The 14,456-nt window shown below is 66.8% G+C and carries 15 protein-coding genes and 1 tRNA gene; 5 read left to right on the top strand and 11 right to left on the bottom strand.

Going from position 1 to position 14,456, the window contains the following annotated elements; all coding sequences use genetic code 11:
• The 10 genes from ACIQ42_RS02835 to aroA all read right to left on the bottom strand — a co-directional run.
• Nucleotides 1-1,037, bottom strand: a 1,037-nt coding sequence (locus ACIQ42_RS02835; protein ID WP_397420704.1) for a bifunctional folylpolyglutamate synthase/dihydrofolate synthase, incomplete at its 3' end; no start/stop codon positions are given.
• Nucleotide 1,038: 1 nt separating this feature from the next.
• Nucleotides 1,039-1,956 (bottom strand): acetyl-CoA carboxylase, carboxyltransferase subunit beta, encoded by a 918-nt coding sequence (gene accD / locus ACIQ42_RS02830; protein ID WP_397420703.1) that lies wholly within the window; start codon nt 1,954-1,956, stop codon nt 1,039-1,041.
• Between the two features lie 5 nt (nt 1,957-1,961).
• Nucleotides 1,962-2,792 (bottom strand): tryptophan synthase subunit alpha, encoded by an 831-nt coding sequence (gene trpA / locus ACIQ42_RS02825; protein WP_397420702.1) that lies wholly within the window; start codon nt 2,790-2,792, stop codon nt 1,962-1,964.
• Between the two features lie 192 nt (nt 2,793-2,984).
• Nucleotides 2,985-4,205, bottom strand: coding sequence for a tryptophan synthase subunit beta (gene trpB, locus ACIQ42_RS02820; RefSeq protein ID WP_397420701.1), 1,221 nt, complete (start codon nt 4,203-4,205; stop codon nt 2,985-2,987).
• 7 nt (nt 4,206-4,212) lie between these two features.
• Nucleotides 4,213-4,860: a phosphoribosylanthranilate isomerase gene (locus ACIQ42_RS02815; protein WP_397420700.1), complete on the bottom strand. Its 648-nt coding sequence runs from the start codon at nt 4,858-4,860 to the stop codon at nt 4,213-4,215.
• A 51-nt stretch (nt 4,861-4,911) separates the two neighbouring features.
• Nucleotides 4,912-5,319 carry a large-conductance mechanosensitive channel protein MscL gene (gene mscL / locus ACIQ42_RS02810; protein WP_397420699.1) on the bottom strand — a complete coding sequence of 136 codons (408 nt, stop codon included), beginning with the start codon at nt 5,317-5,319 and terminating at the stop codon, nt 4,912-4,914.
• 21 nt (nt 5,320-5,340) lie between these two features.
• The gene (locus ACIQ42_RS02805) at nt 5,341-5,628 is read right to left on the bottom strand and encodes an integration host factor subunit beta (RefSeq protein ID WP_397420698.1); all 288 of its coding nucleotides are present in this window, start codon (nt 5,626-5,628) and stop codon (nt 5,341-5,343) included.
• 195 nt (nt 5,629-5,823) lie between these two features.
• Complete coding sequence (gene rpsA / locus ACIQ42_RS02800; protein ID WP_397420697.1) at nt 5,824-7,536, bottom strand: 30S ribosomal protein S1; 1,713 nt, start codon at nt 7,534-7,536, stop codon at nt 5,824-5,826.
• A 153-nt stretch (nt 7,537-7,689) separates the two neighbouring features.
• Entirely contained in the window at nt 7,690-8,346 is a 657-nt protein-coding gene (gene cmk, locus ACIQ42_RS02795) for a (d)CMP kinase (RefSeq protein WP_397420707.1), read from the bottom strand.
• 187 nt (nt 8,347-8,533) lie between these two features.
• Entirely contained in the window at nt 8,534-9,862 is a 1,329-nt protein-coding gene (gene aroA, locus ACIQ42_RS02790) for a 3-phosphoshikimate 1-carboxyvinyltransferase (protein ID WP_397420696.1), read from the bottom strand.
• 125 nt (nt 9,863-9,987) lie between these two features.
• Here aroA and ACIQ42_RS02785 point away from each other — a divergent pair, with 125 nt between their 5' ends.
• Together ACIQ42_RS02785 and ACIQ42_RS02780 are read left to right on the top strand one after the other, a co-directional pair.
• Nucleotides 9,988-10,446 carry a TIGR02300 family protein gene (locus ACIQ42_RS02785; RefSeq protein ID WP_397420695.1) on the top strand — a complete coding sequence of 153 codons (459 nt, stop codon included), beginning with the start codon at nt 9,988-9,990 and terminating at the stop codon, nt 10,444-10,446.
• A gap of 121 nt (nt 10,447-10,567) precedes the next feature.
• Nucleotides 10,568-10,643: transfer RNA gene (locus tag ACIQ42_RS02780), tRNA-Ala, on the top strand.
• Nucleotides 10,644-10,697: 54 nt separating this feature from the next.
• On the opposite strand, the gene ACIQ42_RS02775 is transcribed toward ACIQ42_RS02780, so the two are convergent.
• Nucleotides 10,698-11,270 (bottom strand): TMEM165/GDT1 family protein, encoded by a 573-nt coding sequence (locus ACIQ42_RS02775; RefSeq protein ID WP_397420706.1) that lies wholly within the window; start codon nt 11,268-11,270, stop codon nt 10,698-10,700.
• A 315-nt stretch (nt 11,271-11,585) separates the two neighbouring features.
• On the opposite strand from ACIQ42_RS02775, the gene ACIQ42_RS02770 reads away from it, so the two are divergent.
• The 3 genes from ACIQ42_RS02770 (at nt 11,586) to ACIQ42_RS02760 (ending at nt 14,452) form a co-directional block, all read left to right on the top strand.
• Entirely contained in the window at nt 11,586-12,434 is an 849-nt protein-coding gene (locus tag ACIQ42_RS02770) for a universal stress protein (RefSeq protein ID WP_397420694.1), read from the top strand.
• A 93-nt stretch (nt 12,435-12,527) separates the two neighbouring features.
• Nucleotides 12,528-13,058 carry a hypothetical protein gene (locus ACIQ42_RS02765; protein WP_397420693.1) on the top strand — a complete coding sequence of 177 codons (531 nt, stop codon included), beginning with the start codon at nt 12,528-12,530 and terminating at the stop codon, nt 13,056-13,058.
• A gap of 44 nt (nt 13,059-13,102) precedes the next feature.
• The gene (locus tag ACIQ42_RS02760) at nt 13,103-14,452 is read left to right on the top strand and encodes a hypothetical protein (RefSeq protein WP_397420692.1); all 1,350 of its coding nucleotides are present in this window, start codon (nt 13,103-13,105) and stop codon (nt 14,450-14,452) included.
• The last annotated feature ends 4 nt before the right edge of the window (nt 14,453-14,456 follow it).

Here is a 14,456-nt window from a genome sequence, read left to right as displayed (position 1 = left end):
ACCAGAGGCCGTGGGTCGCGATCCACGATCCGGGCCGCCGCCTCGGCCAACGCCCGGCCCGCGTGGGGGTTATGGCCGCCGTCCAGCCAAAGATCGGCGCCACGCGCCCTGGCGAGGGCCGCCAGCGGGCCCGCCGTCAGACGCTGCATCCGCGCCGGCCAGACGGTAGACGCCACGCCACGGCCCAGATCCTCGTCGGCCAGGTCGTGGTTGAAGGTCAGGGCCGCCGCTACCGCCAGGCCGGCGTTGGCGAACTGGTAGCCGCCGAACAGGCTGGGCGCCGGCAAGTCCAGCAGGCGATCGGGCATCTGCACCAGCAGTCGGCCGCGCTCCTCCCAGGCGTCGAAATCCCTTCCCATCAACAGCATCGGGGCCATCCGGTCGTCGGCCTCGCGCTCGATCATCGCCAGCGCCTCATCGTCCTGACGCGCCACGACCACGGGGCGACCCCGCTTTATGATGCCGGCCTTCTCCCAGGCGATGTTGGAGAGCGCCGGGCCCAGCATCTCCACGTGATCATAGTCCACCGGCGTGATCACGCTGACGGCGGGCGCCTCGAACACATTGCTGGCGTCAAAGCGTCCGCCGAGCCCGACCTCCACCACGCACAGATCGGCTGGCGTCTCGGCGAAGGCCAGATAGGCCAGCACCGTGGTGATCTCGAAAAAGCTGATCGGCTCGTCGGCATTGGCGGCCTCGACCCGTTCGATCAGGTCGGCGAGCTGGGCGTCCGTGATCAGCTTTCCGGCCAGACGGATCCGCTCGGCGAACCGCACCAGATGCGGGGAGGTAAGCACATGCACCCTCAGCCCGGCCGCCTCGCCGATGGCGCGCAGGAAGGCCACGGTAGAGCCCTTGCCATTGGTGCCCGCCACATGAATGACGGGCGGGAGCTTCAGATCAGGCCGACCCAACACCGCCAGCAGGCGTTCAACACGGCCCGTCGTAAGGTCGATCAGGGTCGGATGATTGGCGCGCAACCGCTGGATCACCGCATCGGAGGCGCGGATCGGATCGAAGCCGGGGTCCTGGGTCACATCAGGCGGCGGAAAGACGTTCGCGCCCCATCATGAGGGTCTTGAGGATCGAGCTCAGTTTTTCCGGGATATCGGCGCGTTTGACGACCTGGTCGATCATGCCGTGCTCCACCAGGAACTCCGAACGCTGAAAGCCCTGAGGCAGGGTCTCCCGGATCGTCTGCTCGATCACCCGCCGACCCGAAAAACCGATCGTCGCATTGGGCTCGGCGAGATGGACATCACCCAGCATGGCGTAGGAGGCCGTCACCCCGCCCGTGGTCGGGTCCGTCATCACGACCACATAGGGCAGTCCCGCCGACTTCACCTCGTTCAGCGCCAGGGTGGTGCGGGCCATCTGCATCAGGGCCAGCGTGCCCTCCTGCATGCGCGCGCCGCCGGCGGCGGTGAAGATCACCAGCGGAACCTGACGTTTCACGGCTTCCTTGGCGGCCATGATGAAGGTCTCGCCCGCCGCCATGCCCAGCGATCCGCCCATGAAGGCGAAGTCCTGGACGATGACCACCGCCGGCTGGCCCACGATGCGCCCGAAGGCGACGGCCATGGCGTCCTGTTCACCGGTCGCCTTGCGGGCAGCCTTCAGGCGGTCTCCATAGGATCTGTCGTCCGGGAACCCCAGGGGGTCCTCGACCACCGAGGGCGTCGCCAGCCGCTCGTAGCGCGCCTCGTCGAAGGTGCCGTCCAGCCGGATCTTGGCGCCGATCCGCATGTGATGGCCCGAGGGCGTGACCCAAAGCGCCGCCTCGAGATCAGGGCGATACAGCATCTCGCCGGTGTCGGGGCATTTGACCCAGAGGTTCTCCGGCGTGTCGCGCTTGGCGAAGTTTCGAACCCCGGGCGCAATCCGCGACAGCCAGCCGCGACGTTCACGCGGGGCAGGACGACCGGGTTTGTCGTTTCGATGATCAGCCATCGCCATGGATTTCAAACCGCCGTGAGGCTCCGACGCGCAAGACGTACAGCCTTAGCCAGAGAATTGACTTTGGAAAGGACCCGTCCAGTCACGTCTTCGTTCAGTTCGAGGGCTTCGGCAACCTCATCCACCAGGGCCGATCCCACCACCACGCCGTCGGCCACACGGGCGATCGCGGCGGCGATCTCCGGCGTTTTGATTCCAAAACCTACCGCCACCGGCAGTCCGGAGGCTTTGCGCACGCGCTCGACATGAGGCGCCACCGTAGAGGCGTCGGCCGACTTGACGCCGGTCACGCCCGCGACGGAGACATAGTAGACAAATCCCGACGTGCGGCGGATCACCACCGGCAGGCGGGCATCGTCGGTGGTGGGGGTCGCCAGGCGGATGAGCGAGAGCTCCACGGCGTCCAGAGCATCGGCCAGCGGCTCGGCCTCCTCTGGCGGGCAGTCGACGACGATCATGCCATCGATCCCGGCGGCCGCCGCGTCGCGGGCGAAGGCCTCGTAGCCCCAGGTGATCAGCGGATTGGTGTAGCCCATCAGGATGACGGGCGTGTCGGCGTCGCCTTCACGGAAGGCGCGGGCCAGATCCAGCACGCCCTGCAGGGTCATGCCCTTGGCCAGCGCCCGCTGCGCCGCGCGCTGGATAGGAGGGCCCTCGGCCAGGGGGTCGGAGAACGGGAAGCCCAGTTCGATGATGTCGGCGCCTGCGCCCGGCAGCCCGCGCAAGATCTCAAGCGCCGTCGCGGCGTCCGGATCGCCGGCCATCACATAGGTTACGAACGCGGCCCGGCCCTCGGCCTTCAGCGCGGCGAAGCGGCGATCAATACGATCCTTCATCGCCTTACCTCCCCCACGAAGTGGCGGGAGGGGGACCGCCCGCCGAAGAGCGGGGGATGGAGGGGGCAAGCCCCAGATACTGAGTCATCGGAAGCGTCGGTGTCGAGCAGGCGGCCTGCCCCCTCCACCACGCCCTCTGCGGGGCGCGGTCCCCCTCCCGCCGCTTCGCGGGGGAGGTAGCGCGCAACGAGCTCAAATCTGCATCCCCAGATGCGCCGCGACCGTGCCCACATCCTTGTCGCCGCGACCCGAGAGGTTCAGCACGATGATGCCGCCCTTGCCTACGTCGCGGGCGATGTCGCCAATCCGGGCAAGTGCGTGGGCGGTCTCGATGGCGGGCAAGATACCCTCAAGCTGGGCGCAAAGCTTGAAGGCTTCCAGGGACTCATTGTCGGTGGCGGTCAGGTAGGAAGCGCGTCCCACATCGTGCAGCCAGGAATGCTCGGGCCCGATGCCGGGATAGTCCAGGCCGGCGGAGATCGAGTGCGCCTCGGTGATCTGGCCCGCCCGGTCCTGCAGCAGATAGGTCATGTTGCCGTGCAGGACCCCGGGACGGCCGCCGTTGATCGCGGCCGCATGGCGTCCGGTGTCCATGCCTTCACCTGCCGCCTCGATCCCGATCAGCTTGACGCTCTCGTCATTGAGGAAGGGGTGGAAAATGCCGATGGCGTTGGAACCGCCACCCACGCAGGCCACCACCGCATCCGGTAGCCGGCCCTCCATAGCCAGCATCTGTTCGCGGGTCTCGCGACCGATCACCGACTGGAAGTCGCGCACCATCTCCGGATAGGGATGCATGCCCGCTGCGGTGCCGATCAGATAGTAGGTATCGTGGACATTGGTGACCCAGTCGCGCAGGGCCTCGTTCATGGCGTCCTTGAGCGTCGCCGAGCCCGAGGTGACCGCCTCGACGCGGGCGCCCAGCAGGTTCATCCGGAAGACATTGGGCTTCTGCCGCTCAACGTCGACCGCGCCCATATATACGATGCACGGCAATCCAAACCGGGCGCAGACGGTGGCCGAAGCCACGCCGTGCTGGCCCGCGCCGGTCTCGGCGATGATCCGGGTCTTGCCCATCCGGCGGGCTAGCAGAATCTGGCCCATGCAATTGTTGATCTTGTGCGAGCCGGTGTGGTTCAGCTCCTCACGCTTGAAATAGATCTTCGCCCCGCCGAAGTGGTCGGTCAGGCGGCTGGCCAGGTACAGGGGCGAGGGCCGGCCCACATAGTGGGTCAGGAAACTGTCCAGCTCGGCCTGGAACGCCGGGTCCGCCTTGGCCGCCCGGTAGGCGGCGTCCAGCTCGTGGACCAGGGGCATCAGGGTCTCGGGAACATAACGGCCGCCATAGTCGCCGAAGCGTCCCGAAGCGTCGGGATAGGCCGTATAGTCGTTGGGTCGGGTCGGGGCGTTCACAATCAGCTCACGTGACGCGGCGGGCGGCGTCAAGAAATGCCTGGATTAAGGCGGGGTCCTTTAGTCCGGGACCGCGCTCCACGCCAGAGGAAACGTCGAGAATCGGCGCGCCGGATGCCGCAACGGCATCGGCCACATTCCAGGGATTGAGACCGCCGGCCAGGAACCAGGGCCGCTCGAACCGCCGGCCCTTCAGCAGCGTCCAGTCGAAGGTGACGCCCAGGCCGCCGGGCCGGTCTGCATCCTTCGGCGGCCTGGTTTCAAACATCAGGTGCTCGACCAGCGGCTCGTAGGTCCTGGCGGCGTCCACATCGGAGGCCTCGGCGACCGCGATCACCTTGATGATTCCGCTTCCGGTTCGCTGGGCGATCTCGCGGACCCGCGCAGGGGGTTCCTTGCCGTGGAGCTGGATCAGGTCGGGGGCGAGGCCGGCCATGATGGCGTCGATCTCGTCGTCGGACGGATCGACCGTGACCGCCACGATCTTCACGCCGGCCGCCCGCGCCGGCGGCGCCAGCCGGTTAGCAGCATCGGGCGCGATGTTGCGCGGGCTTCTGGCGAAGAACATGAAACCCAGAAAGGCCGCGCCGCCCTCGACGGTCGCGCGCACGGCCTCGGGGGTGGAAACCCCGCAGATCTTGGTCGCCGGTGTCATGGCTGCGGATTAGGGGTTTAACCCTCGTCGCCGCAAGACCTGAATGCGCGGCTACTTTTTCAGCAGATCGCGGATCTCGGCCAGCAGCACCTCCTGGGCCGGCGGTGCAGGCGCAGCCTCGGGGGCGGCCGCTTCCGCGCGACGAAGGCTGTTCACGCCCTTGACCAGCAGGAACACGACCCAGGCGATGATCAGGAACTGGATCATGGTGTTGACGAAGGCGCCATACTGGATCGCCACCAGTTCCGAAGTGGGGGTTGCGGCGTCGTCGGGCCGCAGGACCCACTGCAGCTTGGAAAAGTCCAGACCGCCCAGCATCAACCCGACCGGCGGCATGATGATCTGGTCGACCATGCTGGTGACGATCTTGCCAAAGGCGCCACCGATGATCACGCCCACGGCAAGATCAATCACATTGCCCTTGGCGATGAACTCACGAAACTCGGACACGATCGTCATGATGTAATCTCCAGACAGGGGCTATTCGTCGTCGGCGTTTAGGCGCTCTCGAAGTTCCTTGCCGCTCTTGAAGAACGGCACGTGCTTGGCCTGGACATCCACGGTTTCGCCTGTCCTTGGGTTGCGTCCGGCGCGCGCGTCGCGCGAGCGCACGGACAGCGCGCCAAAGCCACGAAGCTCGACGCGACCACCGTCTTCCAGCGCCTGGATCATCCGCTCGAGAATCACCCCGACGACGCGCTCGATATCGCGCTGGGTCAGGTGCGGGTTCTCTTCCGCCAGTTTTGTGATGAGCTCGGACTTGATCATGGGGCCCCTCGAACCAGCGAGACCATATGAGGAAGCCCGCGCACGGATCAAGGCAGAATAAGGAATTCAAAACCTTGGGCCCAAGCGCGAACGCTGTGACCCGAACCTGACCCACGCGCCTGGGCATTCAACAAAGAAAAAACGGCGGACCGGTTTCCCGATCCGCCGTCCTGTCACTTCACACGAGGGTGAAACCTATTCCTTCTGAGCCTTCTCGCGCAGCGCGGCGCCCAGGATATCGCCGAGCGAGGCACCGGAGTCGGACGAGCCGAACTTCTCGATAGCTTCCTTTTCCTCGACCATTTCCAGGGCCTTCACGGACAGGGACACCCGGCGGGCGGCCTTGTCGATGTTGGTGATCTGCGCGTCCATGCGATCGCCGACGGCGAAACGCTCCGGGCGCTGATCGGCGCGGTCGCGGCTCAGGTCCGACTTGCGGATGAAGGCCGACATCGGGGCGTCGTCTTCACCGAACTTCACCTCGATACCGCCCGAGGTGATCTCGGTGACCGTGACTGTCACGGTCTGGCCCTTGCGGAAGGTGTCGCCCTGCATGGGGTCGCCGCCAAGCTGCTTGATGCCGAGCGAGATACGCTCCTTCTCAACGTCCACGTCGAGCACGCGGGCCTTGACCATCTCGCCCTTGTTGTACTTGGCGATGGCTTCCTCGCCGGGGATCGCCCAGTCCAGATCGGACAGGTGGACCATGCCGTCGATGTCGTTCTCCAGACCGATGAACAGGCCGAACTCGGTGGCGTTCTTGACTTCACCCTCGACGGTCGTGCCGATCGGGTGGGTGGCCACGAAGGCTTCCCACGGGTTGGCCATGGCCTGCTTCAGGCCGAGGCTGACGCGACGCTTGGACGGATCGACGTCCAGCACGACCACATCCACTTCCTGAGAGGTGGAAACGATCTTGCCCGGGTGGACGTTCTTCTTGGTCCAGGACATTTCGGAGACGTGCACCAGGCCCTCGACGCCGGCTTCCAGCTCCACGAAGGCGCCGTAGTCGGTGATGTTGGTGATGCGGCCGGTGAACTTCGCGCCCATCGGATACTTGGCTTCCACGCCGTCCCACGGATCGGACTGGAGCTGCTTCATACCCAGCGAGATACGCTGGGTGTCCGGGTTGATCTTGACGATCTGCACCTTGACCGTATCGCCCACCGCCAGCACCTGGCTGGGGTGATTGACGCGCTTCCAGCTCATGTCGGTGACGTGCAGCAGGCCATCGATGCCGCCCAGGTCAACGAACGCGCCGTAGTCGGTGATGTTCTTGACGACGCCGTCGCGGACTTCGCCTTCCTGCAGCTGGCCGACCAGTTCGGTGCGCTGCTCGGCGCGGGCTTCTTCCAGGATCGCGCGACGCGAGACCACGATATTGCCCCGCGGGCGGTCCATCTTGAGGATCGCGAACGGCTGTTCCTTGCCCATCAGCGGGCCGACGTCGCGCACGGGACGGATGTCCACCTGCGAACCCGGCAGGAACGCCGAGGCGCCGCCCAGGTCGACGGTGAAGCCGCCCTTCACGCGGCCGACGATGGCGCCCATCACCGGCTCGTTCTTTTCATAGACGACTTCAAGACGCGTCCAGGCCTCTTCGCGACGGGCCTTCTCGCGGCTGATGACGGCTTCGCCCATGGCGTTTTCGACGCGTTCCAGGAACACCTCGACCGAGTCGCCGACCTTCGGCGGATCGCGGCTCTCGCCGTCGCCGATGCCGAATTCCTTCAGCGAAACCCGGCCTTCGGTCTTCAGACCGACGTCGATGATCGCGAAGTCCTTCTCGATGGCCACAACCAGTCCGTGGACCACCTGGCCTTCCATGAAGTCGCGTCCGCCAAGGGACTCGTCGAGCAGTGCTGCGAAATCATCGCGGGAGGGGGAGAGGCTCATGTCGTCAGCCATAGGGTCTTTCATCTTCAAATGACGCGAGATCCGCACCGCAATCGCGATCGGACGGAGTCCCGACGTCGGGTTAAGGGTTGCAACCGAAGGCGCGAGGAAGACCTCACGCCGGGAAATTTGCCCGCAGACGTCAGAGGGAAAGGCGCGTTTGGATTACCCGGACCGGGATTTCTCCCAACGGGCGCGCGCCGCCTCAACGATACGGCGGGCCGCATCGGCGGCGTGCTCTATAGACATTTCAGTGGTGTCGAGCAAGGCGGCGTCGTCGGCGCGCCGCATCGGGGCATTGTCACGGCCCCCATCGCGGGCGTCGCGTCGATGGATGTCGGCCAGCACATCGTCGAAACTCACGACCTCGCCCTGGCCGGTCAGCTGCTTCCAGCGGCGTCCGGCGCGCACCTCCGGCGTCGCGGTGACATAGAGCTTCGCCGGCGCCTCCGGGCAGATCACCGTGCCGATGTCACGGCCGTCCAGCACGGCGCCGCCGGGCTGATGGGCGAATGCGCGCTGGAAATCCAGGAGGGCCGCCCGCACCCCCGCGTGGATCGCCACCCGGCTGGCCAGTTCGCCCGCCGCCCGGGTGCGAAGCGCAGGATCCTCCAGCCGCTCGGCGGTCAGCAGTGTGGCGATCGCTGCAGCGGCCGCAGGATCATCCGGGTCTTCGCCTGCGCCCTGCGTCAACACGCCGACGGCCCGGTAAAGCAGGCCGGTATCCAGCACCGGCAGACCCAGCTCCCGCCCCAGCCGCGTGGCCACCGTGCCCTTGCCGGACGCGGCAGGACCATCCACGGCGATGACGAAGGAAGTCAACGCCACCACCCCTCGGTGTCATCCCGGTTTCGCCGCAGGCGAAGACCGGGACCCATAGACGCCGATCCAGGATAGAGGGGTGATGCCTCGCCGCCGCACACGTCCTGCGCCATCGGGTGCGTATGGGTCCCGGTCTTTCGCGTGCCGCGAAAACCGGGAGGACACGGGGGGGGTCGCCTGGCGGACCTCATGCCCCCTCGATGTCCGCGCCCAGCCCCCGCATCAGGCTCACAAACCCCGGGAAGCTGGTGGCGATCATGCCGGGCTCGTCCACGGATACCGGCCCTTCCGCGGCCAGGCCCAGGATCAGGTGGCTCATGGCGATGCGGTGATCGCCGTGGGTGGTGACGCCGGCGCCGCCGGCCACCAGATGATTGCCCTGCTTGGCGCCGACCACCGTCAGGGTCTCGGCCTCCTCCTCGACGCCGATGCCGCAGGCCGAAAGCCCCGCCGCCATGAGGGCGATCCGGTCGCTTTCCTTGACCCGCATCTCGCCGATGCCGCGCATGACGGTCTTGCCGCGGGCGAAGGCCGCCGCCACGCCCAGGATCGGGTACTCGTCGATCATCGAGGGCGCCCGCTCCGGCGGCACCTCGACGCCCTCGAGTTCGGAATGGCGGGCGGTCACATCGGCGACCGTCTCGCCGCCTTCGTCGCGGACATTGGTCACGGACAGGTCCGCGCCCATTTCGCCAAGCGTATCCAGAAGACCGATGCGCAGGGGGTTCAACAGCATGCCCTGCACGGTCACCTCCGACCCCGGCGTCACCAGGGCCGCCACCAGCAGGAAGGCGGCGGAGGACGGGTCGCCCGGCACGTGAATGCGGGTTCCGGCAAGTTTCTGGCCCGGCGGCAGGATGATACGGCGCCCGTCAGCCGCGTCGCGCACCTCTACCTCCGCGCCGAAGGCCCGCAGCATCCGCTCGGTGTGATCGCGCGTGGCTTCCGGCTCGATCACCTCGGCGCCCCCCGCCGCGTGCAGCCCGGCCAGCAGCACCGCAGACTTCACCTGGGCCGAGGGCTCCGGCAGCCGGTAGGCGATGTGCTTCAGGTTACCGCCCCGCAGCGTCAGGGGCAGTCGCCCGCCCTGCCTGCAGATCCAGCTGGCGCCCATTTCGCCCAGCGGTTTCAGCACCCGGTTCATGGGCCGCCCCCGCAGGGACGAATCGCCCGTGAAGGTCACCGACATATCAAACCCGGCCGCCGCGCCCATGATCAGGCGCACGCCGGTGCCGGCGTTGCCACAGTCCACCACATCGGCGGGCTCGGCGAAGCCGCCGCGACCCTCGACCCGCCAGCGCCCCTCGCCCAGACGCTCCACGCCGGCCCCGAACGCGACCATGGCCGCGGCCGTGCGCTTGACGTCGTCGCCCTCCAGCAGGCCCTCGATCTCGGTCACGCCCTGCGCCAGCGCGCCCAGGATCAGCGCCCGGTGGCTGATGGATTTGTCCCCTGGCGCGCGGACGGTCCCTTTGAGAGGTCCTGCGCGCCGTGCGGTGAGGTGGGCCGCGGTCATATGCCGAAGATGCCTTGTCGAATGGGGAAATGCCGAGGCGGGATGCTTTGACAGCCGCCCCGTCGCGTGGCAAGGGACGCCGCTTTTCCGCGCAACCACATACATTTTCAAGAGGGTCGCCGCCTTTGGCCAATCCGGAACTGGGCACCAAGCAAATCTGCCCGAACTGCCAGGCTAAGTTCTACGACCTGGGTAAACGCCCGGCGCACTGCCCGAAGTGCGCGCATGACTTTGATCCCGATGAGGCCGTGCGCAACCGCCGCGTCCGCGCGCGCTCCATCGTGCCTGAGGCCGAGGAGGCCGAGGATCAGGTGGTCGAGAAGGAAACCGACGAGGACGAAGAAGAAGAGGACACCGTCACGCCCGAGCTTGACGAAGTCGTCAACGATCCCACCCTCGGCGTGGTCGATGACGACGACGATGACGCCGCCGAGCCGGCCGCCGTCTCCGAGGACCTGGGCGAGTTTACCGACGAGGAAGAAGTCGAGGACGACGCCGACGTTCCGTTCTTGGAAGATGAGGACGACGACGACTTCGATGAGTCCGAAATCGAAGGCCTTCCGGACGGCGACGACGACCGCTGACGGACGGCAGAACGCCCTCTTGCGAAAAAAGCCTGACATACGGGCTTGATCGCAGGGGACGCTTTGAATAGGTTCCGCGCCTTCCCGGGGGGCCAGCCCCCTGGGACGACCCGAAATCTTCGGGGCTTTAGCTCAGCTGGTAGAGCGATTGCATGGCATGCAATAGGTCAGCGGTTCGACTCCGCTAAGCTCCACCATGAAGGCCCGCAGTTACCGCTGCGGGCCTTCGCCTTTTGGGGCCATCCCCCGGGTCACAACACCCCGTAGGTCACCAGCAGCACCCAGGCGCCGAGGATCGCAAACACCACCGCTGCGCCCAACCGCACATACTTCAGCGGAACCACCCGCGTGACGGCCTCGCCCAGCAGGACCGCGGGCACATTGGCCGCCATCATGCCGAGCGTGGTGCCGATGGTGACCAGCAGGATGTCATGGAAACGCGCCGCCAGCAGCGAGGTGGCGATCTGGGTCTTGTCGCCGATTTCCACCAGGAAGAAAGCCACAAGGGTGGTGAGGAACACGCCGCTCTGCGCCTTCTTTCCGATCCCGCCATCGTCTTCCTTGTCCGGGATCAGCGCCCAGCCGGCCATCACGATGAAGGCCACGCCCACCAGGGTCTGGAACAGCGTCCCCTGCAGCCACTGCGAGACCAGAAAGCCCAGAGTCGCCGCCGCGCCGTGGTTGAGCAGGGTCGCGACCAGGATGCCGAGAATGATCGGAACCGGCTTGCGGAACCTGGCCGCCAGGATGATCGCCAGCAGCTGCGTCTTGTCGCCGATTTCGGCGAGGGCGACGATGCCGGACGAAACGAGGATGGTTTCCAATCGAGATCTCCGGGGCCATGTGAACACGACGACGCCGTACCCCCGCAGGCCCTGTAGCCGGAGGTCAGCATCGTCGGTCTCGCCAATCCGGATCCGCTGATCCGTCTCGCCCGCCATGGCCCGAAAGCCAAGTGTGTTGACGTGCGCTCCGCTTTTGCGCGGACGGCTACTCCCCGAGAGCAGCGCCGGGCTAGGCCCTGCGGGCCGCAATGTAAAGGCTCGTGCGGCGCGCGGGTGTGACCTCGATCAAGGGCGGGCGCGTCACGACATGGCATCAGGGAGCAAGCCAGCAAGGCCGGAAAAGGAGAGCCGACCATGTCGTTCAAGGATATTCTGCTTCAGATCAACAGCTATCCGGACCCCACGTCGACAGACGCCATCGATCAGGCGGTGAGCTTCGCCGCGGTGATTGGCGGGACGATCAGCGCCATGGCCGTCGAGGTCGACATTCCCGCCGTCAGCAATCGGGTCGCCGATTATCTGATCGGGTTGAGCGGTATGGCGAAGGATCAAGAGCGCAAGAGCGCGGAGGCCTGCAAGGCGGGGCTCGATTATTTTACGACGCAGGCGAAGGCGGCGGGCGTCTTCGGGGGGGTCGTCTCCCGACGCGCTGACCTTTACCTGGTCGGCGCAAATGTCGCGGATCACGCCCGGACCCGGGATTTTTGCATTGTGCCGCTGGCGGAGCTCACTGACGGCCAGCGCAGCGTCGCCGAAACCGTGATCTTCGGATCAGGGCGCAGCGTGCTGCTCTTCCGGGCGGGCGCGGCCGACCTGCCAACCCGGGAGCTTGGAACCGTCGTTCTCGCCTGGGACGGCAGCCGTGCGGCGGCGCGCGCGATGGCCGACGCCCTGCCCATGCTGTCGAAGGCGAAGGATGTGGCCGTGCTGTCGGTGACGAATGAGAAGTCGGTCACATATGCCGGCATTGGCGTGGACGCCGTGCGCCACCTCAGGGCCCACGGCGTTGAGGCCCGCGCGGTGGAGATCGATGCCGCGGGAGACCGGATCGGTACGGTTCTTGAAAGATATCTCGCGGAGTCGTCTGCGGACCTGCTTGTGATGGGCGCCTATGGCCAGTCCAAGTTCCGCGAGTTCGTGCTCGGCGGCGCAACCGCACACATGTTGCACAATCCCATCGTCCCCCTGATGCTGTCTCACTAGGGCGTCTTCGGCGTCGGGGTTTAAGCGAAAGTCACGCCGCCGGCCGCCGCGTTGCGGTTGCGCGGCAGGGGCGACGCGGCATAAACAGGGGCCATGAACCACGCTCCGTTTGCCATCGCCCCCGCCCTGGCAGCCCTGCTGGGCCTGAGCGCGTGCGACCAGCCCAAGTGGCGCGAGCCGCCGCCGGTCAAGGCCGCCGCCGGCGCGCCGCCGAAGGACAAGGTTGAGACCACGGGAACGCCCGCAGCGCCCGCATGGGTCCAGCCCCTGCTGGGCAAGACCCTGCGCGACGCGTTCCCGCAGAGCGGCATCTGCAAGGGCAACACCGACGTCGTCCAGACGCGATATTCAGGCGCGCCCGCCGGCGTTCAGATCCACGGCTGGGGCTGGGACATCGGGCGCAAGGCGCGCATCGAGCGGGTGGTGCTGGTGGACGCCACGTTCCGGATCGTCGGCGGCGGCGAGGGCGGGGTAAGCCGCACCGACGTGCCCACCGCCGTGCCGGAGATCACTGACCCCAATACCGGCTGGAATGCCGATATTGCGCTCACCAAGGGCCCTCTGGACGGCTATGGCGTCACCGGCGACGACAGCGTGTGCGTGCTTGGGCATATCGAGTTCTGATCAGTGACCTTGGGGATTTGAGACCCCGGTGGAGTGAGACGGACGTGTCGGGATCGGGATCCATCCTGAACAGGCCGCCCTGGCTGGCCCTGACCGCATTGAGCGCGATCCTGACCGGCCTTGCCTGCTATCCCAGCTGGCCGGGCTACATGTCGTACGACTCGCTGCTGGCCTACGAGCAGGCGCTCTTCGGTGTCCGCACGGCGCTCTGGCCGCCCTTGCACACCTATATGTTCCAGGTGAGCCGGATGCTGGGCGCCGAAAGCTGGGGCCTGTTCCTGACGCAGACGTTTGTGTTGCTGTTCGGCGCGGGCCTGACGATCCATGTGCTGACCGCACGCCGGGCGCTGGCCTGGGTGCTTTGCCTGTTCTTCGCCGGCGGGCTGGTCTTTGTGCCGGCGCTGCTGGGCACGCTGATGGCGCAGTGGCGTGATGTGCCCACAGCCGGGTTCGCCCTGCTGGGTCTGGGGCTATGGCTGGCGGCGGCGCAGGCGCGATCGATCCCGCTGCTGATGCTGGGCGTGGTGGCGATGTCGCTGTCCATCGGGCTTCGCTACAACGCCTTTGTCCTGCTGGCGCCGGCGATGCTGCTGATGGTGTGGCGACCGTTCCTGAACCGCGACCAGGCCTGGCCCGCGCGCGCCGCAGTCCTGCTGATGGTTGTCCTGGGACTGGGTGGGGTCTGGGCGTCCAGTCAGTGGCGGCTGCCCGACCTGCTTCCGCTACCCAATGCGCAGAACTTCGTGGCCACCCAGGAGTTCGACCTGATCGGAATCTCCGCCTGTGCGGGCTACAACTACCTCCCCCGGGCCGTCACCAACGGCAAGCCGATCACCGTGGCCCAAATCCGCCGCGCCTATGATCCGCGCCACCTGCTGATGACGCTGGAACCCAAGCCGGGCGTGCCTCAGATGCTGGAGACCGACGCCCAAGGTCAGATCCAGCGCAGCTGGGCGCCGGTGATCCTGCGTGAGCCGGGATGCTACATCGCCCACCGGGCCGCCGTGACGGTCGAGCAAATGGGCCTGGCCAAGGCTGGCGTCTTCTATCCCACCCACGGCGCGATCGACGCCAATACCTTTGGACTGGCGCTACAGAATCCCGAGGCCTCCCGGGCCGTCACCCGATACATCGGGCTCCACGCCGACGAAACCGCGCGACGCCCGGGATGGCTCTATGTGCTGGCGGCGGGGCTGGGCCTGATGGCCGCCGCCGCCGTGCGCCCTCTGGCGTGGCTTATGCTGGCTCTGCTCGCGGGCGCCTTTGGCTATCCGGCCCTGTTGTTCCTGGCCGGACCGGCGGCCGACGCCCGCTACATCTTCCCCTCGAGCATCCTTTGTCTGCTGATCATGGTGGTCAGCCTGGGGCTGATGCTGCGGCCAAAAGGGCGATGAGCCG

This window comes from Phenylobacterium sp., from assembly GCF_044372605.1.
In the GTDB taxonomy this organism is placed as follows: domain Bacteria; phylum Pseudomonadota; class Alphaproteobacteria; order Caulobacterales; family Caulobacteraceae; genus Phenylobacterium.
Note: the sequence above shows the minus strand (reverse complement) of the source record. Positions and strands in the feature narration are given on the sequence as shown.

What these genes read in the sequence shown, in the direction of transcription:
- mscL (WP_397420699.1), bottom strand. Translation starts at nt 5,319, where the DNA reads ATGACGATCGTGTCCGAGTTTCGTGAGTTCATCGCCAAGGGCAATGTG.
- ACIQ42_RS02765 (WP_397420693.1), top strand. Translation starts at nt 12,528, where the DNA reads ATGAACCACGCTCCGTTTGCCATCGCCCCCGCCCTGGCAGCCCTGCTG.
- ACIQ42_RS02805 (WP_397420698.1), bottom strand. Translation starts at nt 5,628, where the DNA reads ATGATCAAGTCCGAGCTCATCACAAAACTGGCGGAAGAGAACCCGCAC.
- accD (WP_397420703.1), bottom strand. Translation starts at nt 1,956, where the DNA reads ATGGCGATGGCTGATCATCGAAACGACAAACCCGGTCGTCCTGCCCCG.
- ACIQ42_RS02770 (WP_397420694.1), top strand. Translation starts at nt 11,586, where the DNA reads ATGTCGTTCAAGGATATTCTGCTTCAGATCAACAGCTATCCGGACCCC.
- ACIQ42_RS02815 (WP_397420700.1), bottom strand. Translation starts at nt 4,860, where the DNA reads ATGACACCGGCGACCAAGATCTGCGGGGTTTCCACCCCCGAGGCCGTG.
- trpA (WP_397420702.1), bottom strand. Translation starts at nt 2,792, where the DNA reads ATGAAGGATCGTATTGATCGCCGCTTCGCCGCGCTGAAGGCCGAGGGC.
- rpsA (WP_397420697.1), bottom strand. Translation starts at nt 7,536, where the DNA reads ATGGCTGACGACATGAGCCTCTCCCCCTCCCGCGATGATTTCGCAGCA.
- aroA (WP_397420696.1), bottom strand. Translation starts at nt 9,862, where the DNA reads ATGACCGCGGCCCACCTCACCGCACGGCGCGCAGGACCTCTCAAAGGG.